Genomic DNA, 25,820 nt, shown 5'->3' on the forward strand with positions numbered 1-25,820 from the left:
TTACTTTATTAGTTTGTTAATTTTCACTACTTCATCCGCTGATCTCTTTTTTGAAAATGGTATCTTACCATTCGGATCAGGATAGCCCACTCCTATCATCATAATTACGAACTCAGAAGCCTTCAAATCTAAAACATTTCTAATTTTAGCCTCTCGATCTGGTAGATTAGGCCAATTGATGCATACACTCCCCAATCCTAAAGTTTCAAGAGCAAATAAAAATGCCATAGCTGCAAGTGAAGCATCTATAACTGGAGCATTTATATCTCTCTCATCAAAATAGCCACTATAATTACCCACAATCACTATTACTGTAGGTATATCATATCCGGCAACTCCTCCAGGTATTTGAGATAACTTTTTCACAATAGACTTCTCATTATAAAAGTAGTATTGAAAAGACTGCCTATTACATGCACTTGGAGACATTTTAGCAATATCATAAGCTTTTTTAATCACATCTTCACTTACTTCTTTATCAATAAAATGCCTTATACTTCTTCTTCTCAAAGCCATATTCATCAACTGACTATAAGAAATATCTGATTGAGCTCTTTCTGATTCTAAATATGGAATTTCATTTTCAGCAAAACGATTTGTACTTAATAAAGGCTGGAAAACCGAATAAGCTTTCTTTACCTTTTCAGTATGTTCTACTTTAGAAAAATATTCTTTCAATACCGCTTTTCCCCAAGTAATACTATCTTCATCAAAGGCCGAATTCTTTTCTCCTTCTCTTAGACAATAAACTGTATCATAAATATAATCCTCTGCAAATACGTCTTTTAAAGTAGCATAAGATAGCCCTTTTTCCAATCGATGAATATTTCGCCTAAAGTTAAATAGATTGTATTTACTCTTTCTATTACTTTTTGTCCCTAAGTAAAGTGCCTCAAACTTATATCTTAACTTTACATAAGTATCAACCAACCAACATACATACCCAAGACCAATAAAGCTTAAGAAAACAATGATATATTTTTTGATTTTATATAAAATTATTTGAAATACTCTTCTTAAAATTTGCATTGCAAAAAATATTATTTCAGAAATCGGAAGACAAAAAAAGATGAAAATAAAAGTCTTAAAAACTCAAATGTTTTTTTATCAAAAACTGCAAAAAGTATAACAGCACAAAATAAAGAAATTATACTAGCAATAGCAGCACCTTCTCCCCCCATTGTTGGAATAAGTAAAAAATTTAATCCCACATTCGCTATTACTCCAAGTAAATGTCTTAATAATGAAAACTTAGTTAATTTTTCAACAATTAGCCATCTACTTAACACAATAGCTAAAAAGGACAAAACTAATGTCCAAATATGTATTCTTACTATAGAAACTGCCGGTAAAAATTCTTCTCCAAACGAATAGTAAACTATTTGATTTGCAAATAAATAAATACCTAAGCCTAAGAATCCAGCAATTAACATCATCAATAATATTAGTTTCTGCATTTTCAGCTTATAACCTTTTATATCGACTTTTTTACTCTCGATAATAGCAGGAAAAAATGTACCTACTAAAAGACCTGGAATAAAAGAGAAAAGCTCTGATATCTTAACTGCAACGCCATAGTACCCACCTTGAATATCATCTAGCATTTCTACTATCATAATCTGATCAATTTTTACATATAAAATTGCACCTGCAGATGAAATGACCATTGGCCAAGCTTCACTCATGAGTTCTTTAGCTAAGTCTTTTTTAAACTTCCATTTATTGAGTTTTTCCTTTGCTTTATGTTTATAAAAAAATAATAAGCCTATTACACCAAATACTTCTTCAAAAAAGAAAATGAATCCTAATAGAATTAAAGGCCATTCTAATAAAATAAAAAATATAATTAATACAGACCTTATCCCATAACCAATATTGCGAGCAATAACTCTATATTTTGATTGAACAATTGCGTCAAAATATAATTCAATTACAGTGATAGGAGTTAAAACTACCTTTAAGCCAATTAATAAGCTCAATAAAACCTTTGGCGGGAAACTATTATACTCTACATATAAGAAAGCAGCTAATACAACATAACAAATTATTGAGGCAATCAGCCTTATATAAAAGATAGTACCTGCTGTTTCATTATGTTGGTCTTTATTTTCAACTAAAAACTTTATTGCTACACCATGTAAACCAGCTACTCCAATTGCAGTAACAATTGCAGCATTTGCTAAAGCATAACTTAAAACTCCAAAAGTTGCAGGCCCTAGAAACCTAGCAAGCCAAATCATCACAAAATAGCCTCCTACCATTCTCAATCCGTAATCGAAAAGTAACCAACCTATGTTTTGGATATATTTTTTTGAAATAGTAATTGGAAGCATTCAGTTGAAAAAGCTAAACCTTATAGTTCTATAAAAAATTTGTTTGTGCTGTGAGACTAACTCTAGCAAAAAATCCAAACAAGATTTTATTAAAGTCTTGCAAAGCTAACATTATTTTTAAGATAAAAACTACCTAAATATTATTTATATATGTAATGTTTTTGTCCTATTTAACCTTCTTTTTACCCAATCGTAAAAAACAACTATCAATTTGCTGGTTTTCAGTATATATTTTGCTTATTTCGAATAAAAGATATTATTTGAACAATTATTTGATTTTTTGACAAACATTTTTTTTCAACTAAATACTGCAAAATGATTTTAGGTGATTCGTATTTCATAATCGAGGCAGTGGTAATTCTCGTAATTATTCTGGCTCAGTTAGGTGTATTTTTTAGCAATAACAACACTATCAGAAAAATTAGAAAAATTTTCCCGGCAGGTCACAAATTGGGGTTTGAATACACAAGTTTACACAAAGATGGCACAGGCACTGACGAGGATACAGCTCTAATAGAAGCCAACAAAATTGCGCTAATCAAAAAAGATAATTCATATAGCAAAACTTTTATTGAAATAGTTGAAGCGACAAACAACTATATAATTAGAAACAAAGGGGCGGCTAACATTACCGATGTACAAGATCTTGCCGAAAGAAAATCTAAAACTTTGGAAGATAGCATCGATACATCTATTGCGTTTCCGCTATACTTAGGTCTATTAGGTACATTTACTGGTGTAATTATCGGTCTTATTAAAATTGCTAGTATGGGTGTCAGCGACTCAGCCATACAATCTTTTATAGGTGGTGTATTAATAGGTATGATAGCCTCTGCTTTCGGACTATTTTTAACTGTAAGAAGTAATTACATATATAAAGAGGCTAAAAAAGATCGTGATAATGATCTTTATGAATACCTCAACTTTATTAGAATTAACCTTATATCAAGATCGTACAAAGCAATGCCGGTTGATATGAAGAAAATTCAATATCAACTTTCTGCTTTTACAGATGAGTTTACCAGCTACCAACATAATTTAAGTACTTCTTTAGGTAATACGCTTAAGCGATTTGAAGAATTACAAGAAGTGATGGAAGGTATTAAAGGTCTCGAGCCAGGTTTAAAACACATTGCCCAATCTATAAGAGACAATAACGATTTGGTAGTAAAACAATCTGAGACGATTGGTAACATTACCAGAAGAACTGCCAGCATGACTCAAGAAATTGATGATCACTTAATTAGAGTAGATGGAAAAATTCAACAACTTGCTGTAAGTGAAAATGGTGCTTCAACAGATATTTACGAAGAAAGTAAAACTGTAAATAAAGCGATACTTGCCAGATTAGAAGAAACAGAATCTTCTAACAAACAAATCGCGGCACAAATCGGAAACCTTTATTCTTTCTTACAAAAATCGTTAGACGGTTCTGAGTCAAGTAGTGGAAGTTTTCTTAACTCTTTCACATTCCGCCTATTTACCTTTTTAGGTACTATTCTCTTTATTTTAGGAATCACTATTGGCATTTGGTATCTCAGCAATGAGATTATCCCACTTTATATGTAAGAAATTGATTAAAAAATCGAGTTTATTAATTTCCATGAATCTCAAAACATCACTGTTATGAAAAACGATTCTAAAAATATATTCTGGGCAAGTTATGCTGATTTAATGACGGCCTTGTTCATAATTACCCTAACTCTCTTTGTATTGAGCTATAAAATGTTCAAAGATAAAGAAGCTGGGCTCGAAGATCTAAAACAAGAGCTTTTATTACGAAGCGATAAGATTGCCCAACAAGAAGAAGAACTTGACAGAATTAGCAGCTACTTAATTTCTGAAAAAAATCTGGCAGACTCATTAGTAAAACAACTAGAGAATGAAAGAGGCAGGCTGTTGGTAATGGAAGAAGAGTTTAGAAAGTTAAAAGAAATTGAAGAAGCAATTTCTAAATTAGATTCTAGGTACTTTGCCTATCAACCGCAGTATAAGCGACATGTGCTAAAGTCTGATGTACAGTTTTCTACAGGAAGTGCCATCATTAAACAAGAGTACCACCTAATGTTAGAAAATGCTGGTCGGGCACTTAAAACGCTTATGGATAGTCTTGAATCAAGCTTAAATATTAAATACTTGCTTGTAATTGAAGGTAGTGCTTCAAAAGACAACTATTCTCGTAACTACGAATTAAGTTACGAAAGAGCTCTCCAACTTAAAAAACTTTGGAACCGACAAGGAGTAGAATTTGATGAGGATAAAATCCAAGTAATTATTTCTGGTAGCGGTACAGGAGGTATTGGTCGAGTAAACAATAATGAAAAACTCAATCAACGTTTTCTTATTTATATCATTCCTAAAGTTGGTACTATTGATACTGTAGATTGGGAAAAATTAAAAGAGATAAGCTCTGGATTAAATAATGATGAAGCTGAGGAAGAAGAGGATAATAGTTTTTTTTAAACTAATCTCAGCATTAATCATTAACTCTCTTATTTTTGCCTGAACATTAAGCAAAATAAAATGATGAATACAGGATTTTTTATTCAAAACAACTGTTACCATTTTGAATAAAAAATCCTGTTTCGTTTCCGAGCTATGAAAGCAAAATTTGTTTATATAAAAATTTCAGTATTTACAGTGTTAGCTATGTTGTTAATAACCTCTTGTGGTAGGGAATTACAACTATACGAATGGGAAACCATGGACCTTATGCTTTTAAATACTGAAACCAGAGATACACTTGCAAATAATGCTGAGCTAGAAGCTTCTAAGTTTTCTATTTTGGTTAATTTAAATGCAGAAAATGTAGTCTCTCTTGGTTCTAGCGACTGGTTCAATTATTCTAATGGATACCAAGCGAACGATGTAATAGAGAGTATAGAAATAATAAGTAGTGAAGATTACAATGATGTTTTTCCTACAGGAGAATTATTAAATGATGTATTCTATGCAGCATTTATAAATGAGCCAGAAACAAGCTTACCTGTTGATGAATTTATCGAAAGATTTGGTTCAGAATCTGGTAGAATTGAAAGTGGCTTTGAATTAATTCCTAATATTGTTGGTGAAGGCGCTCCTAGAGAAGGCTTAAGAACATTTACAGTTACTTTAGAACTGGAAAAAAACGGAACCTTCCAAAAAACTACTGATAATGTAAGTATCTATTAAACACAAAACATTATTACAGCAATGAGCAAAACTAGCAAATATATATTACCCCCAGGAGTTTCAGGATTTTATAAAGAAGGTGAAGATACACCTGCATCTATCGATGTTTATCAATTTAGAAAAGCTTGTGAAAATTTAGTTGAAAAGACAGGCTATCTACTAGAGGCATTTTACGATTTTACTTTAAGTGAAACTAAAAGCTACCATCTTGCAGTAGTTTTTAAGCCAGATAATAGCTATATCTTAATTTTCTGTAACAGATATTATCCCATAATTGCATTTAGTAAAGTACTTGATATTAAAAACATCAATCAAGCAGATTTTGATTTGCCAGAAAATGAGTTTTTTGATAATGAGCAATTAGCTACATTTTTTAAGAATAATTATGAAGTACTTACCTGTGATTACCTTTCTATAACTGTTGATGCAGATAATGAAGATGATGCAGTTACTGTAAAAAGACTTACTTTTTATGAGTTTGCAGAGTTCTCTTTCTGGAAACCACAAACATTGGGTGACATCATTTTTAACGATTGGGGATAAGTCACTTTATTGCAGAAACAAAGCCGTACTCCCACAAACCTTTTTTTAATGCTTTGTGCTGGCATTTAGTAGACAATGCATGTCTTTCTTGAAATGGTAATTGTTTTCTTATATTCTTAGGGAAAATTCTCAACGGAAATGCTGCTATTACTCCAATATAGCCTAACAAAAACAATCTATTTGAGCTTGGCACCACATTTTCACTCACATCTTTGTAATGAAACTCATCAAACCCAGCTATTGCTATCTCACTTTCAAACTGATCTCTACTTAGTAAATAAGGAATATGAAAACCATCGAACCAGTTATTCATAAGAGATGTTTCTTTTGCATTATCTGGTTGTCTTGAAATGAAATAATCAGCAATTAATAAAACTCCTCTGGGCTTCAATAACCTATAACACTCTTGTATAAACTTGGTCTTGTCATCACAATGAAAAAAACTTTCTGTAGCCCAGATTACATCAAATGTATCATTTTCTAATTGGCTATGTAGATAATCTAATTCCAAAAAATTCACTTGACTGTCTACATTCAACCTTTTGGCTTTTTGCCTCGCCTCTTTTAATTGAGTACTACAAATATTTAGACCAGTAACTTGTGCATTAAACTTTTGAGCGAGAAAAAAAGCTCCGCCTCCTACTCCACAACCCATATCTAGCACTTTAGCTTGCTTAGATATATTCGCCATCTCAGAAAGTTTCTCTTTATGTAATTGTAGAGCCTGACTGTGGTTTTTTATGCTTTTATCCCAATAGCCAAAATGTATAGAACTTGAAGAATTTTTATCCCAAAATAAGCTATACAAAAAGTTAGCTCTTTTGTATGAGTGATCTATCTCCTTTAAAAGTTGCTGATGCATATAAATAAAAAATCCTGCCGTTAAGCAGGATTTAAATTAATCAAGTTTTAAAACCGCCATAAAGGCTTCTTGCGGAATTTCCACATTACCAACTTGGCGCATTCTTTTCTTACCTTTTTTCTGTTTCTCTAACAGCTTTCTTTTACGAGTAATATCACCACCGTAACACTTAGCTAATACGTTTTTACGCAATGCCTTTACAGTTTCACGTGCTATAACTTTTGTACTAATAGCTGCCTGTATTGCAATTTCAAACTGCTGACGAGGTAAAAGCTCTTTCAGTTTCTCACAAATTTTCTTACCCCACTCATAAGCTTTATCTCTGTGCACAATTGCAGAAAGTGCATCTACCAATTCTCCATTGAGCATAATATCTAGCTTAACTAATTTAGACGTTCTAAAGCCAGTTATTTCATAATCGAGAGAAGCATAACCTCTTGAGATTGTCTTTAATTTATCATAAAAATCAAAAACGATTTCTGCTAGTGGCATATCAAACTTCAACTCCACTCTATCAGAAGTAAGATAAATCTGGTTTTTAAGTTGTCCCCTCTTTTCCATACAAAGTGCTATTACAGGGCCTACAAAATCTGCCTTTGTAATAATTGATGCATGGATGAAAGGTTCTTCAATATGGTCAATTAGGTTTGGAGCAGGCATATCAGAAGGTGCATTTACAATAATCAATTCACCTTTTGTACTATAAGCTTTAAATTGAACCGATGGAACTGTAGTAACTACAGTCATGTCAAATTCTCTTTCAAGTCTTTCCTGTACAATTTCCATATGGAGCATACCAAGGAAACCACAACGGAAACCGAAACCTAATGCAGCAGAAGTTTCAGGCTCCCAAACCAAAGAAGCATCATTTAACTGCAATTTCTCCATAGAAGATCTTAGCTCTTCAAACTCTGTAGTATCAACAGGGTAAATACCAGCAAATACCATTGGTTTTACAAACTCGAAACCTTTAATAGCTGTACTACAAGGTCTGCTTACATGCGTAATTGTATCACCTACTTTTACTTCTCTAGCTACTTTAATTCCAGAAATCAAGTAGCCTACATTACCCGCAGAGATCGTATCTTTTGCAGTTTGTTTTAATTTTAGGATACCAATTTCATCTGCACCATAAGTTTTACCTGTTGCCACAAACTTTACCTCATCTCCCTTCTTTATTTGCCCGTTCATTACACGGAAATAAACTTCTACCCCTCTGTATGAGTTAAATACTGAATCGAAAATCAATGCTTGTAATGGCGCTTCAGGATCACCTTTAGGAGCAGGAATTCTCTTTACTATCGCTTCAAGAATGTCGCTAATTCCAATTCCTTCTTTGGCACTGGCTTTAATAATATCTTCAGGTTCGCAACCGATCAAATCTATAATCTGATCAGAAACCTCTTCTGGCATTGCACTTGGAAGATCAATTTTATTTAAAACAGGAATAATCTCAAGATTTTGATCTAATGCAAGATACAAGTTAGATATGGTTTGAGCCTCAATTCCCTGTGCAGCATCTACAATTAAAAGCGCACCTTCACAAGCTGCAATAGCTCTTGATACCTCGTATGAAAAATCGACGTGTCCTGGAGTATCAATCAAGTTTAATGTATACACCTCATTTTCAAACAGATAGTCCATTTGAATAGCATGACTCTTAATGGTAATACCTCTTTCCCTTTCCAAGTCCATATCGTCTAGCAACTGCGCCTGCATTTCTCTGTGAGTCACAGTTTGTGTTGACTCAAGCAAGCGATCTGCTAGGGTACTTTTACCATGGTCTATGTGAGCAATAATGCAAAAATTCCTGATATTCTTCATGTTGCAAATCTATAAACAATTCTGCAATAAAATGATGCAGTTTGTGCAAATAAGTATGTGAGAAAATATTGATTTTTTAAAAAGCTGATTAAGCCTGTTTAGTATCTACTAAAAAAATCTTTTGATATTTTGTTCATTCTATAATATTCATCAAACTAATAATCCCATTAAAATCTTCAAAAACCGCTCAAAAAAAGGCTTTTTTATTTAAATTAAAACCACTCATGATAATTACTTTATAATAAAGTAACCTCACTAAAACTTTTAACAAAACGCAGTAAATCAAGCTAAAACAAAAGGTGTGAGCAAAACTATTTTTTCAATCTGTGTGGACATGGACATTTTGATATGAGTGCCTATGAGGCTTACTACGCCGGAAAGCTCACAAATCACTTTCTTTCTGATGAAGAATTGACTGCAAACTTGAAAGAATTAGAAGATATCCCTGCAGAGTAATGGAATCCATATATTTTATGATATCAATCATATTTCGAAGTAGAAATACATCATGTGCACTATAAGCACTTTACTACATCTTTGTAACAGATATGCAATGCATTGATGTATGCTTTGAGATAGCCAATAAATAGCTTGGGATATCTCCTCTTCGCTTGGAGAGGAGATATTTTTTTTCAATTTGATCTACTACTAAACCACTAATTAAGATGAATGCATTTAACCCTGAGCTACAAACTAAATGTTATCACTGTGGTGATGACTGTGGTAAACACCCAATTACTGCACACGATAAGCTTTTTTGCTGTGAAGGTTGTAAAACTGTGTATGAGATTTTACAAGAAAGTAATCTGTGCAACTATTATCAGATTGAAAAAACTCCCGGTTTAAAAAACAAGAAAAGCACCACTCAGAAATATGCATTTCTGGATATTGAATCTATTAGAGATGAATATATCCATTTCTCCAACAATCAAATTACTGGTATTTCATTCTTTATTCCTGCCATACATTGTAGCTCATGTATATGGTTACTGGAAAACCTAAATAAATTGCACGATGCTGTTTTACGCGTAATTGTCGATTTCCCCAAAAAAGAAGTAACCATCACTTTTAAAGAAGATCAAATCAGTTTAAGGCAGCTTGCTGAACTGCTTGAACAAATAGGTTATCCTCCACAAATAGATTCATCTCCAAAAAAAAACGAACGTAAAAAAGGACTTCCAAAAAGCTTTTACTTTAAGCTCGGTATCGCTGGCTTTTGCTTTGGCAATATTATGCTGCTAAGTATTCCAGAGTATTTGGGTATGGGAGCCGAATCAGACACAGAGTTTGTAAAATTCTTTAGTAGGTTAAACTTGCTACTTTCTTTACCTGTATTCTTTTATAGTAGTACTGAATATTTAATTTCGGCATGGAAAGGTCTTAAGCAAAAATTCATCAATATGGATGTGCCTATATCTTTAGGTATCATCACGCTATTTACTAGAAGTGCTTACGAAATTATTACATCCACAGGAGCCGGTTATATGGACTCTTTGGCTGGGCTGGTATTTTTCTTATTAGTAGGTAAATGGTATCAACAAAAAACCTATGCTGCACTTTCTTTTGATAGAGATTATGCTTCTTATTTCCCAGTAAGTGTTACCATTGTTAAAGCAGGAAATGTGCATGAAAACATCTTGCTTAAAGATTTACAACCTGGAGATCGAGCATTAATTAGAAATCAAGAACTTATTCCGGCAGATGCTATTTTGTTAAAAGGAAATGCACAGATAGATTATAGTTTTGTAACAGGTGAGTCTGATCCTGTAGAGAAAAAATCTGGAGATATATTATATGCAGGTGGCCGACAAAGCGGACAAGCCATCGAGATTGAGATTAAAAAACAAGTTGAAAATAGTTACCTCACTAAACTGTGGAATCAAGAAATATTTAAGAAAGAAAAAGAAACTGGTTTAACTGTATTAGCAGATAATGTGGGTAAGTACTTTACTTTTTTTATTATCTTATTAAGTATAGGCACTGGTGCTTTTTGGTATGTTTATCAGCCAGAAATGGTTGCTATTATCGTAACTTCAGTATTGATAGTTGCTTGCCCTTGTGCACTGGCTTTAACCATTCCATTTACTTTTGGAAATTCTACTCGCATTTTAGGCAAAAAAGGTATTTACCTTAAGAACACAAATACTATTGAAACTCTCTCAAAAGTTGATACGATCTTATTTGATAAAACCGGAACACTTACAGTGCTAGATGCTGGTAAAATACGGTATTTTGGAAAACCCTTAACAAATGAATATAAGAGTATAATTAAAAGTATCACAGCACATTCAACTCACCCATTAAGTGCCAACTTAAACCAGTATTTAACAGAGGTAAGCCAATTAACAAATTTTGATACTTATCAAGAAGAATCTGGAAAAGGAATACAAGCAACTTTAGCTAATAATACATTTAAGTTAGGTAGCGGTTTATATACAAAAGCAGTAGTCGAAAACATCAACCAAAACACCAGAGTATATTTTGCCGAAAATGATGAGATGATCGGCTATTTTGAGTTTGGCAACTTATATAGAAAAGGCTTTGAAAATGTAATGGATGACCTTGCAGAAAGGTATGAATTGCATTTGTTGTCTGGTGATAACTCAAATGAGAAAAAGAATTTAGAACAATTCTTTGGCAGTGTAGATCATATGCATTTTAATCAGTCTCCACAAAACAAGTTGGATTATGTAAAGCAATTGCAGCAAAAAGGCAAAAAAGTTTTAATGGTAGGTGATGGCTTAAACGATGCTGGTGCTTTAAGACAAAGTGATGCTGGCATCTCTATTTCCGACGACATTTATCACTTCTCTCCTGCTTGCGATGCCATAATGGATGCGGATGCTTTTAACCAATTAAGTAAGATTATCAAATACACAAAATCATCTTACAATGTAGTTATTTTAGGCTTCATTCTATCATTCTTATATAATATAATAGGCTTGAGCTTTGCCATGACAGGCCTCTTAACACCACTAGTTTCGGCGATTCTAATGCCATTGAGTTCGGCTACTGTAGTAATATTTGCTACCGCAGCCACTTACTTAAAAGGGAAGCAAACTTTTAATAATTAAGTATGCTTACTTTAACTCAATATCTAGCCACACCAATCGGTGATCTGAACTCGCATTATTGTCTGTGAGATAACTAAGTTTTTTCCCATTTTCTGGCCAGAAAATGCCTGATTTTTTTACATTGATATTTGCAGAAGGGATTAAATAATCAACTCTTAAACCCCAATCTGAAGTATCGTATTTAGGGTCACTTATTTGAGCTTTTAGTTGCTCATTATCAGATTTCTTGGTATTTGCTACTCCGCCTTTCGATTTGGGTATTTTGCTACCTTCAATTACAGCAGCATTTACTTTTTTATCTTCTAAAAGCTTTCTTATTGCATGGTCATAAGTGTCACCATCATTAGGGTCTGCATTCATATCACCACCTATCACAAAATAAGCTCCTGACTCTAAACCTCCCTTTACTCCTTTATCATCATATAAATAAGCTGCATTATTGATATAATCTGTAATAAGTCGGATTTCATCATGATTTCTCTTACCGTTTTTATCTTCTGCTGCATCAAAAACTGGTGGAGTTGGATGTGCTACTATTACGTGTAAGGTCTCACCTTCAACTTTAATTGGAAAATCGACATGGTTTTTAGAAGAAAGTCTAAAAACATTTAATGCTGTATTACTATAATAAGATTCATTAGTTTCTGGATTTATAGGGAGATTAGCATCTGGCATATCTTTCCATAAAAATTTCTGAAAAGTACGAATATTTTGAATTTCTATTGGGTACTTAGACAAAATTGCAAAACCATATTGACCAGGAAATACACCAAAGCCAAAAGCATCACCCCCACCTTCTATTTTGCCATCATTATCAAAATCTTCACCTGATGGAAAACCTGTATTAGTTTCAGGTATATAAAAATATGGATAATCTATTGGCTCAGTACCATTTTGACTTTTTGCTAAATACTTTTCTTCAAATAACTTTAAAGATCTTCCTTCTACATCGTAATCGAACTCTTGTAAGATCAAAATATCTGGTCTTATTCTTTGTATTATTTCTGCAACATTTTCAATCTGCTCAGATTTTTCATCTGCCAATAAATCTTGTAAAAGCTCTCCTTGTTTTGTACGGTTTAGATAAGCATTAAAAGTAGCTATTCGAATAGTTTGTGCATTGGCAAAATTAATACTTAAAACCAGCAATACACAATAAAAAAGAGCTCCAAGGCAACTTAATTTCATGTTATTCTTTATTCCCAAATTTTTTATATTAATAAATGTAAATAGAATTTTTTATGAAATGATATTTGCAAACTTAGACATCATAAATCTAGGTATCTAACACAAACAAACAATTCCAATTTATGAATGCACAATCTACCAACAGAGAAAGACTAATGAAAGAATACTTTCAGTTAAGTTCTACCATTTTTGCATCCAGTTCTCCTAAGGAAATTAAAGAGATTAAAATCAGGCTCTGGGAAATGCGTAAAATGATGAATTTCAAAAAATAGTGCATTACCTACTATCTAATGAGCATAAAGAGACCCTTTTGTTCTGTTTCATTCCCAATTAAATCTTTGGCTTTAACCACATAAGAATATGGCCCGGCTGGAGCTTCTTTTCCATTGATAGTTCCATCCCAGCCATTTTCGAGTGAATTACTTGAAAATATCAACTCTCCCCATCTCGTAAAAACCGATAATTGATAATCGGTAATTAATTGCCCCCTCAGATAAAAAGTATCATTTAAACCATCATTATTAGGAGTAAACGCCTCAGGTGCTTCAAGCACCAACTCATCAATAAATACGATTGTATTGGAATAAGAAATTTGCGAATTATCGTGGTCAGCTACCACTTTAATTCTGTAACTAATTATTGTACTTTCGTCTGGGTCATTAAAATCAGAATAGGATAATACATTTCTTGCCAAGCCGTCTACTTCTTCTAATATATTACCTTGCTCATCCATAATTTCTACAGTGTAAGAAAAACCGAATGGGAAACCCTCAAAACTTGTCCAAGAAAGCTCATTGGAATCATCTACTTTCTCACCTGACAATAAAACAGTGCAAACCGCTAAACTATCTGAAGAAGCATTATCGCAAAAATCTGTAGCAAAAATTCTATAGCAATACTGATTGGCATTTACATTAACTGTTGTATCTGTAAAGGAAGTAAAATCTATATCTTCAAAAGGCAACTTCTCAAAGTCACCTCCATTTTCAGCACGATAAATCTCTAATGTTTGGATTCTCTTCTCATCAGCAAACAAATAACTGAGTGCTATATTCTCACCTTCAACAGAGGCATTTAATTCAGTGAGTTCAGGAATATCAAAAGCTGATTGAGCTGTAACACATTGCTCAGAACTTTGGGTTATAACACCACTACTATAAACCACTTCTATATAGTAGCAATAATCTACATTACAAGTTACATCTGAGTGTGTAAATTCATTTTGGTTGGTATTTGTAATTTCCTCAGTGAGCACATTATCAACATACACATTCACTTTTTCAAAATTTGCACTTACAGGTAAGTTGGGCCAAATTACTACATTTTCACCCTTCCCTGCAGTTACTTCAATATCAACAACACAGACATCATCAGAGACTACTTCAGTATTATTACATTCATCTCTTGTTATAATTCGATAACAGTAAGCATCACTTTTAACATCTCTACCCGGCAATTGCGTGCTATTAAAATCAGGATTTAATTCCATTAGATCAAAAAAATTGTTACCTCCAACATTCTCCTGTAAAACATATGTCACGTTATCTGGTAGTTCGTAACTTAACTCAATAGTATCTTCAGATACCACTACAGCACCTTGAATTATACCCGGATTAATAGTAAGCTGAGGGGTAAAACTCTGGGTTCGTTCTCCGCAAAAATCGTTTCCACCATCAGTAAAGCCTCCTTTTACTATAATATCTTGAGCAGTTCCGTCTGCATATGTATGCGTTACCAATTTATTACCTGATACTGTTTCTGTAGTTCCGTCTCCAAAATCAATTACATAAAAATCGTAATAGACATCAGTAATATTGATTTTAGCAGTAAAGCCAGAACAAGGCACGACTTCAAATTGCGGAACTTCTGGTTCAAGCACCTCAATAAAAGATTCTTTCTTTTCTTCAGTAGCAGAATTATTACCTATCTGAATAATTTGATATATCGAATAAATACCGGGTTCGGTATATGTATGTGTATTAGCATCTCCAAATGTTAAATCGGTTTCACTTCCATCAAAGTCGTATTTAATTTTCACATCCGTTCCTGTAACATTTGAAGATAATGTTACGGTTAGTGGAGCACAACCTTTAGTTACATCAGCTTCAAACTGTGCATATGTTTTTGTTAGGCAAAAAAGACTGATTGAAACAAAAAATATAATTCTAATTATTCTCAAACTCAAAAAATTTAAAGACACTTTCCTATTAAACAATCTCTACTATTATAGATTCCCACAACCTGATAAACAGCATTATTTACAATTATAACTGCTAATTTTAATGCCAGAAATAAACCTCTAAAGTGTTAAACTTTATTAAAATGAAGAAGTTAAGCTAAAAAATACTGTATCTATTTCGATAAAAAGTATTTAAGAGATTAGTAGCTATTTAAAATAACTGATATTTAAAACATCTATGATTTAATCCAATTAAATTTCATCTTATAAATAAGCTAAGAATCAATTCTATCTGCTTTTAATTCAAAAAACCTTACTTTTAAATACGGAATTAAAACACTGAAAATAAAACAATAAATATGCATCAGTCAATCAGAGCTTTAAAAATATTTTACTATATAATACCATTCCTTTTTTTATCAGTTTTAATCGAGAGTTGTAGCCCAAAATCTGATAAAGAACTAGGCCTTTTAAAATCAGCCAAAGGTGATGCTTATGAGCTTATATTAGTAATGGACACAGTGAAGTGGAAAGGCGAATTAGGAGACGCAGTTAAAGATATTTTTATGGAAGACATAAAAGGTCTACCTCAGCCAGAACCCATGTTTACTGTAAGACATATTAATCCTGTTGCTTTTAATGGCTTTTTAAGAGAACACAAAAACATAGTTATTGTAACTACCTTTGATGAAAAGACTGCTGGCTCACAAAAATTGAAAGAATTTTTCACACCTGAGAGTATTAAAAAAGTAAGAGCAGATGATGAGCTTTTTATGCTTAGACAAACAGATGAGTTTGCTAAAGGTCAGGTAGTGTTGAGTCTTTTTAGCAAAGACGAAGCTACACTTATTAAACATCTTAAAGAAAGCAAAATTCGCATTCAAGATATAATGGTGGAGACAGAAAGGAGAAGAATGGAAGCGTCTTTATTTAAAGCTAGAAAAAAGGAGCTTGAAGCAGCCCTTAAAAAGAGTAGCGACATTGAATTAATGATTCCTGAGGGATATAAACTAGCAAAAGAAGAACAGAACTTTGTATGGTTGCGATACCCTGAATATGATCTTGATAAAAACATCCTTATTTATTATAAAGATTATCAATCTCAAAACGAATTTAATGAAGACAGCATAATGTTGTGGAGAGAGCAGATTATGAGCAAGTATACCAGAGACCCTGAGAATCCGGATGTATATGTTACAATACAAAAAATTGCACCTGTTAACCAAAGAAAAATTACTGTTTCTGGAAAATACGCAGTTGAAACCAGAGGCTTGTGGAGGTTAAAAGATAGATATAGAGGTGGCCCGTTCTTAAGCTATGTTTTTGCTGACGAAGAAAGTGGCAGAATATATTATGTTGAAGGTTTTGCCTATGCACCTGGAGGTTCTAAAAGAAAACACATTAGAGAATTAGAAGTAATTTTAAAGAAATTTGTTAGTCAATAACATTTATTCTTCTAATTTTAGAAAAAAGGGATTCAATTATAGATGAATCCCTTTTTTTTAGCATTAGACATAAAATAAATTGTATCTATTTTAAAAATTATTGTAAAATTTTTAGCTTTGAATGAATTATTTTATTCAAGACAATTTAATTATCTACAGTAATATAATCCAAAAGTCTCTTATAATTAACTAACTGCTTATTGGTTATATAAATAAGCACATTTTTTTTGTGACGAGGGTGTAATTCTATTTATGTATTATTTTATTAGCGGAAAGTTAGTTGAAAAAGACCCCACCTATGTGGTAATTGAAACTGGAGGTATTGGTTATGAAATAAAAATATCTCTAAATACTTTTTCTCATATAAAAAATATTGATGCTTGTAAGCTTTACACATATTTTTATGTAAAAGAAGATATGCAGGCTCTCTATGGTTTTTTTGAACTCGAGGAAAAAATACTTTTTACAAAATTGATTAGCATCTCAGGAATTGGACCTTCTACAGGTTTAATGTTATTTTCATCTTTAAGTACTTCTGAAATAAAAGAAGCAATACTTAGCGGAAATGTGAAAGTAATACAATCTGTAAAAGGCATAGGAGCCAAAACTGCCCAAAGAGTTATTCTTGAACTTAAAGATAAAATAGGCAAAGAAATTGGCACTACTGGAGTTAGCCAGTCTGTAATTGCTGCTGCAACAACAGAAAGCAATACAAAAAATGAGGCTTTGGCTGCTTTAATCTCACTGGGAATTACAAAATCTGTAGCAGAGAAAAACATTTCCCAGATAATAAAAAAGTATGGCAACGAGTTATCGTTGGAGGAACTCATTAAACTTGCGCTCAAAAATAATTAATAATATATGAAGTGAATTTACCAATCTGATTTATTCTCATTTTTTGATTTTAGCACAAAGTATAAGGACTAGCGTCTAATTATTTTTTTTTCATCTGACAAATAGGATAATTATTTTGCTGAGCGTAAGGAAACTATTTTTCTGTCTATCAGTTTTCAATTTTGCTGTATGCATCTCTGTTGAAGCACAAGACGAAAACAACAAAGATTCAGTTATTGTTAATCCCGATAATCTTCCTTCGTATAGAAGAGATAGATATGGAGACCCATTTTCTGAATATAGAAGTACATCTCCCCTTTTATTAAGTAATCCATCTAGTATTAACCTAGATATATCGCTTGATACTACAGGGAATTTTTATAACATTTCTGAAAAGTTTGGTCCGTACGATTACCGTACCGAGTCGAAGATTCCTTACAATATGTACCGGGAATATAAAGAACGGCAATTGGTAAAAGATTACTGGAAAACTATTTCTAGTTCTAAAGACGGCGATGATGAGATTACAGGTGAAGGCTTGGCTATTCCACCTATTCAGTTAGGTAGATTTGCTCAGAGGCTTTTTGGTGGAGATCAAATTACTATACAGCCAAATGGTTCTGTAGTTTTAGATTTTGGTGGTTTATGGCAAAGAGTAGATAATCCATCATTACCTATTAGGCAACAGCGTAATGGAGGCTTCAACTTTGACCAACAAATCAGCATGGCTTTATCGGGTAAAATCGGTGAAAAGCTATCTGTAAATGCCAATTTCGACACAAAAAATACATTTCAATTTGAACAACAATACAATATAAGTTATACAGCTTTTGAAGAAGACATTATTCAAGAAGTACAATTGGGTAATGTAAGCTTCACATCAAACAATAGCTTAATTACTGGTGCACAAAACCTTTTTGGTATAACAACTAAAATGCGTTTTGGAAAACTTTGGTTAAACACAGTTATATCGAATCAAAGAGGTAGCACAGAAACCATTACAATCCAAAATGGAGCTCAATCTAAAGAGTTTGAAATTCGAGGAGATCAATACGATGCCAATAGACACTTCTTCTTAGCGCAGTTTTTTAGAGATAATTACGAAAGGTCTCTCAATAGTTTACCAGCAATTACATCTGGTGTTACTGTTACCCGTGTTGAAGTGTACGTAACTAATAGAAACAATACTACACAAACTTTAAGAAACATTGCTGGCTTTATGGACCTTGGAGAAGGTGATCCATATAACACAAGTTTATCTGCTACTCCACTTCCATTAAATGCTGCAGGAAATGGCGCAAACAGTTTGTTTTCTACCATTAGCAATAATGCATCTGTTCGTGTTGCTGATAATGCCAGTTCCACTTTAGAAGGCTTAGGATTTAATAAAGGTGTTGATTTTGAATTACTTAGAAGCGCAAGAAAATTAACAGACTCTGAATTTACATTTAACTCTCAGTTAGGTTATATCTCCCTTTCTACAGCATTGAGAAATGATGAAATCATTGCAGTTGCTTATGAATATACGTATAATGGTCAGGTTTATCAAGTTGGTGAGCTAACTGAAGATTACCAAAGTTATGATGATGATGATGTGATATACTTAAAAATGTTATCACCATCTACAATAAGAACAGACTTGCCTATGTGGGATTTGATGATGAAAAATATTTATTCATTATCAACTACTCAACTTACGAAAGAGAACTTTCAGTTAAGAGCAATTTACAGAGATGATCAAACTGGTATAGACAATCCTAGTTTACACGAAGGAAGTGAGAATATTGTAAACGTACCATTGGTACAAGTTCTGGGTGTTGACCAATTAAACTCACAAAATGAACTACAACCCGATGGGGTTTTTGACTATGTAGATGGAGTAACAGTCAATTCTGAAACAGGTAGAATTATTTTTACTACACTTGAACCTTTCGGTAGTAATTTAGAAACATATTTTGATGAAACCACTCAACTACAGCTAATCAATAAATATGTATTTGATGATTTATATGAAGGTACCCAATCTGATGCAGCATTAAATACAACATTAAATAAGTATTATTTAAAGGGATCATTTCAATCAGGTTCCTCCAATGAAATTATATTGCCAGGAATTAATATAGCTGAAAATTCTGTAGTAATACGAGCTGGAAATACGCTTTTAACCGAAGGAGTTGATTATACTGTTGACTACTCATTTGGTCGAGTTAAAATTCTAAATGAGGGAGTTCTAATTTCAGGCAAAGAAATTAAAATACAATATGAAAGAGCCGATCTTTTCTCTTTCCAACAAAAAAGCCTTTTAGGTTTAGAAGCTGAATATCATTTATCAGATGATATTAAATTCACTGGAACCTTCCTACACCTTAACGAACGCCCAACTATTTCTAGAGTAAATGTTGGTTCTGAGCCAACTAAAAATACCATGTGGGGTGTAGGTATAGATTATAAATCTGAATCAAGATTACTTACCAGATTAGTAGATAAAATCCCTTTCTTAAGCACAAAAGAACAATCAAACGTTGCGCTGAAAGCAGAATTTGCACACATTATTCCTGGAGCACCTGGCTTATTAGTTGGAGATGAGGGAACATCCTATATTGATGACTTTGAACAAGCTGAAGTACCATATGATTTAACAAGTAGTCCACAAAGCTGGGCACTTGGCTCAACTCCTCAATTAATTCTAGATAAGTTTGGAGTTTCTGATAGTTTAGAATACAATTATAAAAGAGCCAAGTTAGCTTGGTATACTATTGATAATGCATTCTATTTTACGACAGGTACAAGAGGACGCCCAGAAAACATTGATGAAACTGAAATTGAGAATAACTATGTTCGTCTGATTGATTATGCTGAAGTTTTTCAAAATAAACAACAAGGACAAGTAGCACAAAACCAAACTTCATTTGACTTAGCTTATTATCCTGATGAAAGAGGTCAGTATAACTACAATTACGACCTCAACCCAGATGGTACTCTTAAAAACCCAGAAGAAAATTTTGGTGCCATAACAAGAGCAATCAGTCATGATACAGATTTTGATAACATCAACATTCAGTATATTGAATTCTGGTTAATGGATCCATTTACTGATGACAGAAGTCTCATTTCTGACAATGTAAATTCTGGTGGCCAATTATATTTTAACCTTGGAAGTATTTCAGAAGACTTAATTCCTGACGACAGACATTTTTTCGAAAATGGTTTACCTATCTCAGATGATGAAGATCCAGCTTCTGAAACGGTATGGGGTAAAGTACCAAATGAGCAATATTTGACCAATGCTTTTGATAATGGTACAAATGCTAGAGAATTACAAGATATTGGTTTTGATGGTTTAAACGATGAAGAAGAAAACATAAAATTCGAAGAACCTTTCATTTCTAGGCTACCGGCAACTCTGAGTCCTGTTGCTAGAGAACAAATTTTAGCCGACCCTTCAGCAGATAACTTCAGATACTATCTGGCTGAAGACTACATTTCTGAAGATGCCGGTGTATTGGAGAGATATAAGTTTTTCAACGGTATGGAAAACAATTCACCAGAATCTTCAGGTAGTACATACACAGAATCTTCATACCAAACCCCTGATAACGAAGATTTAAACAAAGACCAGACAGTTTCTGATATTGAACAATACTATCAATATACTGTTGATATTCAACCAAGTATGAGTCTTGATAATCATCCTTATATTGTAGATCAGGTAACTGGTAACAATGGAGTAAATTGGTATCAATTTAGAATTCCAATTAGAGATACAGATGTTGAAGCTATTAATGATATAAACAGTTATAAATCGATTAGGTTTATAAGAATGTTTATGACTGGCTGGAGCGATCCTGTTGTGTTAAGGATGGTTCAATTCCAAATGGTTGGTGCACAATGGAGACCATACACAGAAAGTCTTCTGAGTCCGGAGCATAAAGAATTACCTGATAATGACAATACAACTCTTACAGTTTCAACAGTAAACATTGAAGAAAACGGATCTGGTGGAGAATTCCCATATACTTTACCTCCTGGATTCAGCAGAGATTACGATATAACATCAACTGTAACAAGACAACTTAATGAGCAATCAGAACAAGTATGTGTAGAAAATCTGCAAGATGAAGATGCGAGAGCAATCTACAAAAACTATGGGTTGGATGTAGTCTTTTATAAAAGACTTAAAATGGAAATTCATGCTCACGCAACAGATCAGCTAACAGATAATGAAGACCTAAGAGCATTTATAAGGTTAGGCACTGATTTCAAACAAAACTATTACGAAATTGAACTGCCATTATATCTTTCAGCAGAAGGAAGTGTAATTGATGAAGATTTATGGTTAGAAGAAAATCAGTTAGATGTAGCAATAGAAGACTTATATACTATAAAGGTTGAAAGAAATAAAGCCGGAGCAAATACTTCTATCCCCTATCCTTCGACGGATGCTCCAAATGTGGGTAAATACAGAATTCGAGTCGTCGGTAACCCAGACTTAAGTTCTATACAAACTGTAATGCTGGGTATACGAAACCCTTCAACTACAGATAAATCGGAGAAATCTGTCTGTGTTTGGTTTAATGAGTTACGAGTCGCTGAATATAACAAACAAGCAGGTTGGGCTACAAATATTAGTTTCAATACAAAACTTGCCGATTTTGCTCTAGTAAATGCTTCGCTTAGATATAATTCTGTCGGCTTTGGAGGTATTCAAGATGGAATATCAGATCGTGCTAGATCTGCATCATTAGATTATGACATTTCAGCAAATGTTAATCTTGATAAAATTTTATTTGGTAAGCTTGGGCTTACATTACCTCTTTATGTAAGTTATGAGAAGAGCACTTCTAAACCATATTTTGATCCACTAGACCCAGATGTACCTCTGAGTGTTGCCCTTGAGGCAATTAATGATGCTGCAGAAAGATCTCTGTACGAAGAACTTGTAAGAGATATTTCCATTAGTCGAAGTATTAACCTTACAAATGTTCGGAAGAAGAAATTAAAAGAAGATGCAAAAAATCATATCTGGGATATAGAAAACCTTTCATTTACTGCTGCATATACAGATGCCTTCCAACGAGACATTAACACCGAATCGATGGAAACCCGACAATGGAGGTTAGGTGCAGTTTATGGTTATCAAAGTCAACTAAAAGCTATTGAGCCATTTAAAAATTCTGAAGGGCTTAAATCACCATGGCTACAACTCATTAAAGACATCAATTTTAATTTACTACCAACCAGTATTTCTGTAAGAGGTGATTTAATTAGAAACTTCAGAAGAACACAGTTAAGAAATTCTGATTTAACTACAGATGGTTATCTTCCAACCTATGAGAAATCATTCTTGTTCAATCGAGCTTATGCTGTAAATTGGTCTTTATCTCAAAACCTTGGTTTAGATTATACAGCTACTGCCAATGCCATTATAGATGAACCAGAAGGAGACATTACTGATGCAGCGAGCGAAGTAATTAAAAATAATTTAAAAGATTTCGGTAGAATGAAAGCTTACAGCCAAACTGTTGGAGCTAATTACCGATTGCCATTAGACAAATTTCCACTAACACAGTGGTTAAGTGCCGATACAAGATATACGGCCACTTTCGATTGGACTGCTGGAACTTTGGGTATAGCAGACTCTCTCGGTAATACGATGAGAAACAATACCAATTTCACCGCAAATGGTAAAGTTGATTTAAACAAAATATACAATTCTGTTCCAATTCTTAAAAAGATAAATAATACTGCTTCTAGTGGTAGAGGTCGACAAAAAGACCCTTTGGAAGTGAAAAAATCTGATATTCAACAAAAGATTGTTCAATTAGAGGCTAAACAGAAAAAACGACAAGAAAAAGAAGAACAAAAAAGAATTAAGATGTTGGAAAGAATGGCTAAAGGAGATTCCTTAATGCTCGATTCCCTACTTCAATTGCCACCAGAAACTTTTAAAACTAAAAAACAAATTAAAGCCGAAAAGAAAAGATTAAGAAAGCTTGAGAAGTTGGCAGATGGAGATTCCCTAGCTTTAGACTCTTTACTAAATACACCTATTGAAGATACTGGTGTAAAGCTTTCAGGAATTCCTAGAAAAGTTTCTAAGCTCAATAAAAAAATCCAGAAAATAGATGAGCAAATTGCCAAGAATAAACAAAAAGAAAAGCCGAAAGAATTAAAAGCAGTAAAAGGAATTGCTGGACTCCTACTTTCAGTTAAAAATATTACAGCGACTTACACAGAAACCAGTGGTACAACTATTCCAGGTTATATGAAAACGCCAAAGTTCTTTGGATTTGATGATGATTGGAATAGTCCAGGATTGCCATTTATACTAGGTAGTCAAGATCAATCTATTCTGTATGAGTCAGCAGCAAATGGATGGATTTCAATGAGTCCATATCAAAATAATCCATTCCAACAAAATAGACAAAGAAGTTTAACTTTTAGGGCTAACGCTGAACCTATAAAAGACTTTAAGGTACAAATTGATGCTAAAAGAACAATTACAGATAGTTATTCAGAAAACTATAGAACAACCTTAAATGATGATGGCTCAGTATCAGAAATTTTCGAAAGACAAACACCTGTAAGAACTGGTACTTATAGTATGTCTTTCTTTTCTATGCAAACAGCATTTACAAAAGACAATGCTAATAATGGCAGTAGTGTATTTGATGAGTTTGTTAAAAATAGAGATATCATCTTGGCAAGGTTAGAAGTTTTAAACCCTGGTATTACATATGATTCAAACTCACAAGATGTTTTAATACCTGCTTTTAGAGCTGCATACACAAAAGGAGATGTAAATACTACTAAAATGACTCCATTCTTGGATATTCCTATACCAAACTGGAGAGTAACTTATAGTGGTCTTTCTAAAATACCTGCATTAAAAGATATTTTCAGAAGTGTTTCTATTACACATGGCTATTCTTCAGAATATGCTATTGGTAGCTACACTTCATCATTATTTTATGATGCTGATGACGTCGACTTATCAGTTGATGCAAGTGACGTAACATATGCAGAATCTGATACATCAGGCACTGCAGAGCCTGTTTTAATCGTGAATCAATTAACTATTAGCGAACAATTCTCTCCTTTAATTGGAATTAATTTGCGTACAAATAGTGATATAACGATTAAGGTCGATTATAAGAAACAAAGAAATATAGCTTTAAATTTAAGTAATGCAGAAGTGACTGAATTGAGAAGTAATGATGTTACTTTAGATTTAGGTATGACTAAAGCAGGTATGAAGGTTCCATTTAAGATTCATGGAATTTATAAAACTTTAGAAAATGACCTCACTATGCGAATGGCATTTACATTAAGGGATACCAAAACTATTCAGAGAAAAATTAACGATGCACCAACAGTAACTGCTGGTAATATAAATCTACAGTTTAAACCAACAGTATCTTATCAAATTAATAAACAAGCTAATTTGCAGTTCTATTTTGAACGAAGTATAAATGAACCAAGGATCTCAAGCTCTTATAAAAGATCAACTACTTCTTTTGGCTTCCAGATTAGATATGCATTAACTCAATAATTATTTATCTGACTCTACTTCCTGCTCTTTTTGCTTAAAAGTATATTTAAAACTGTCAGATTCCAGATTTCTATAACCCTCAGTGAGATCGTTATTTAAGTCATTATCATAGTAGATTATATCGTCTTCAACTTCATCACCTGAGGCGATATAATCTTTAAATTGGTGTGCACAATATATACCAGCTAGCAAACCAATTAAATGAGATTCATAAGATACTCCCGGATACATAGGGAAAATTCCATAGATCATTCCTCCATACAAAAATGCTACAGTTAAAGAGATTATAACTGCTTTATTATCTTTTCTGAAAATTCCACTAAAAAATAGAAAAGAAGCAAACCCGTAAATTAAACCACTGGCACCAATGTGGTATGCATCCCTAGCAAAAAGCCAAACACCAATACCAGTTATTAAAAAAAGATAGAGAGCAACTTTATAAGCAATGTTAGGATAAAAGAATAATAGACTTGCACTCAGAATAAAAAAAGTAGCTGTATTTGAAATTAAATGTTCGTAATTACCATGGATAAAAGGCCAAAATATTAAGCCAATTAAACCATGAACAGATCTCGGGTATATACCCAAAAAACCCAAATCTATCTGCGTAATATCTTCTAAAAACTTTACTATCCAGAAAGAGGCAACGATATATGCCGGTATCTTAATACTTTTAATTATATCCATATACAGTCTTTAACGCAAAAAAATAGGATAAAGGTAGCACCCTTATCCTATAACTTCTAAATATGAAAATGAAAAAAAACTATTTTATATATTTTTAATATTTTAAATCTTCATTGTTTCTATTCTAA

Annotated in this window: 16 protein-coding genes; 9 read left to right on the forward strand and 7 right to left on the reverse strand. The window is 33.0% G+C overall.

Going from position 1 to position 25,820, the window contains the following annotated elements; translation table 11 throughout:
* Both OQ292_RS00845 and OQ292_RS00850 read right to left on the reverse strand, forming a co-directional pair.
* Positions 1 to 1,029: a nitroreductase family protein gene (locus tag OQ292_RS00845; protein ID WP_284684151.1), complete on the reverse strand. Its 1,029-nt coding sequence runs from the start codon at positions 1,027 to 1,029 to the stop codon at positions 1 to 3.
* An 11-nt stretch (positions 1,030 to 1,040) separates the two neighbouring features.
* Positions 1,041 to 2,333, reverse strand: coding sequence for a flippase (locus OQ292_RS00850; protein WP_284684152.1), 1,293 nt, complete (start codon positions 2,331 to 2,333; stop codon positions 1,041 to 1,043).
* Between the two features lie 315 nt (positions 2,334 to 2,648).
* Between OQ292_RS00850 and OQ292_RS00855 the strand changes: the two genes are divergently transcribed.
* The 4 genes from OQ292_RS00855 to OQ292_RS00870 all read left to right on the forward strand — a co-directional run bounded on the left by OQ292_RS00855 (position 2,649) and on the right by OQ292_RS00870 (position 6,047).
* Complete coding sequence (locus OQ292_RS00855; protein ID WP_284684153.1) at positions 2,649 to 3,902, forward strand: MotA/TolQ/ExbB proton channel family protein; 1,254 nt, start codon at positions 2,649 to 2,651, stop codon at positions 3,900 to 3,902.
* Between the two features lie 57 nt (positions 3,903 to 3,959).
* Entirely contained in the window at positions 3,960 to 4,796 is an 837-nt protein-coding gene (locus tag OQ292_RS00860; protein WP_284684154.1) for a hypothetical protein, read from the forward strand.
* A gap of 135 nt (positions 4,797 to 4,931) precedes the next feature.
* Positions 4,932 to 5,504: a hypothetical protein gene (locus OQ292_RS00865; protein WP_284684155.1), complete on the forward strand. Its 573-nt coding sequence runs from the start codon at positions 4,932 to 4,934 to the stop codon at positions 5,502 to 5,504.
* A gap of 21 nt (positions 5,505 to 5,525) precedes the next feature.
* On the forward strand, positions 5,526 to 6,047 hold the full coding sequence (locus OQ292_RS00870; RefSeq protein ID WP_284684156.1) for a hypothetical protein: 522 nt from the start codon (positions 5,526 to 5,528) through the stop codon (positions 6,045 to 6,047).
* A gap of 1 nt (position 6,048) precedes the next feature.
* On the opposite strand, the gene OQ292_RS00875 is transcribed toward OQ292_RS00870, so the two are convergent.
* Both OQ292_RS00875 and lepA read right to left on the reverse strand, forming a co-directional pair.
* Complete coding sequence (locus tag OQ292_RS00875) at positions 6,049 to 6,909, reverse strand: class I SAM-dependent methyltransferase (RefSeq protein ID WP_284684157.1); 861 nt, start codon at positions 6,907 to 6,909, stop codon at positions 6,049 to 6,051.
* 36 nt (positions 6,910 to 6,945) lie between these two features.
* Entirely contained in the window at positions 6,946 to 8,733 is a 1,788-nt protein-coding gene (gene lepA, locus OQ292_RS00880; protein WP_284684158.1) for a translation elongation factor 4, read from the reverse strand.
* 665 nt (positions 8,734 to 9,398) lie between these two features.
* On the opposite strand from lepA, the gene OQ292_RS00885 reads away from it, so the two are divergent.
* Positions 9,399 to 11,807: a heavy metal translocating P-type ATPase gene (locus OQ292_RS00885; protein WP_284684159.1), complete on the forward strand. Its 2,409-nt coding sequence runs from the start codon at positions 9,399 to 9,401 to the stop codon at positions 11,805 to 11,807.
* Positions 11,808 to 11,813: 6 nt separating this feature from the next.
* Here the strand turns inward: OQ292_RS00885 and OQ292_RS00890 are convergent, their stop codons facing one another.
* Positions 11,814 to 12,995 (reverse strand): endonuclease/exonuclease/phosphatase family protein, encoded by a 1,182-nt coding sequence (locus tag OQ292_RS00890; RefSeq protein ID WP_284684160.1) that lies wholly within the window; start codon positions 12,993 to 12,995, stop codon positions 11,814 to 11,816.
* Between the two features lie 122 nt (positions 12,996 to 13,117).
* Here OQ292_RS00890 and OQ292_RS00895 point away from each other — a divergent pair, with 122 nt between their 5' ends.
* Positions 13,118 to 13,267 carry a hypothetical protein gene (locus OQ292_RS00895; protein WP_284684161.1) on the forward strand — a complete coding sequence of 50 codons (150 nt, stop codon included), beginning with the start codon at positions 13,118 to 13,120 and terminating at the stop codon, positions 13,265 to 13,267.
* A gap of 11 nt (positions 13,268 to 13,278) precedes the next feature.
* Here OQ292_RS00895 and OQ292_RS00900 read toward each other — a convergent pair whose 3' ends face one another.
* The gene (locus OQ292_RS00900) at positions 13,279 to 15,174 is read right to left on the reverse strand and encodes a T9SS type B sorting domain-containing protein (protein ID WP_284684162.1); all 1,896 of its coding nucleotides are present in this window, start codon (positions 15,172 to 15,174) and stop codon (positions 13,279 to 13,281) included.
* A gap of 359 nt (positions 15,175 to 15,533) precedes the next feature.
* On the opposite strand from OQ292_RS00900, the gene OQ292_RS00905 reads away from it, so the two are divergent.
* From OQ292_RS00905 to sov, 3 genes are all read left to right on the forward strand, one after another.
* A complete protein-coding gene (locus tag OQ292_RS00905) occupies positions 15,534 to 16,619 on the forward strand; it encodes a DUF4837 family protein (RefSeq protein ID WP_284684163.1) in 1,086 nt (361 codons plus the stop codon).
* Positions 16,620 to 16,871: 252 nt separating this feature from the next.
* Positions 16,872 to 17,474, forward strand: coding sequence for a Holliday junction branch migration protein RuvA (ruvA, locus tag OQ292_RS00910; RefSeq protein ID WP_284684164.1), 603 nt, complete (start codon positions 16,872 to 16,874; stop codon positions 17,472 to 17,474).
* A gap of 115 nt (positions 17,475 to 17,589) precedes the next feature.
* Positions 17,590 to 25,005, forward strand: coding sequence for a T9SS outer membrane translocon Sov/SprA (gene sov, locus OQ292_RS00915; RefSeq protein WP_284684165.1), 7,416 nt, complete (start codon positions 17,590 to 17,592; stop codon positions 25,003 to 25,005).
* On the opposite strand, the gene OQ292_RS00920 is transcribed toward sov, so the two are convergent.
* Positions 25,006 to 25,692, reverse strand: a complete 687-nt coding sequence (locus OQ292_RS00920) for a rhomboid family intramembrane serine protease (protein ID WP_284684166.1) — start codon at positions 25,690 to 25,692, stop codon at positions 25,006 to 25,008.
* Positions 25,693 to 25,820: the final 128 nt, after the last annotated feature.

The sequence above is a fragment of the Chondrinema litorale genome (assembly GCF_026250525.1).
Classification (GTDB): domain Bacteria; phylum Bacteroidota; class Bacteroidia; order Cytophagales; family Flammeovirgaceae; genus Chondrinema; species Chondrinema litorale.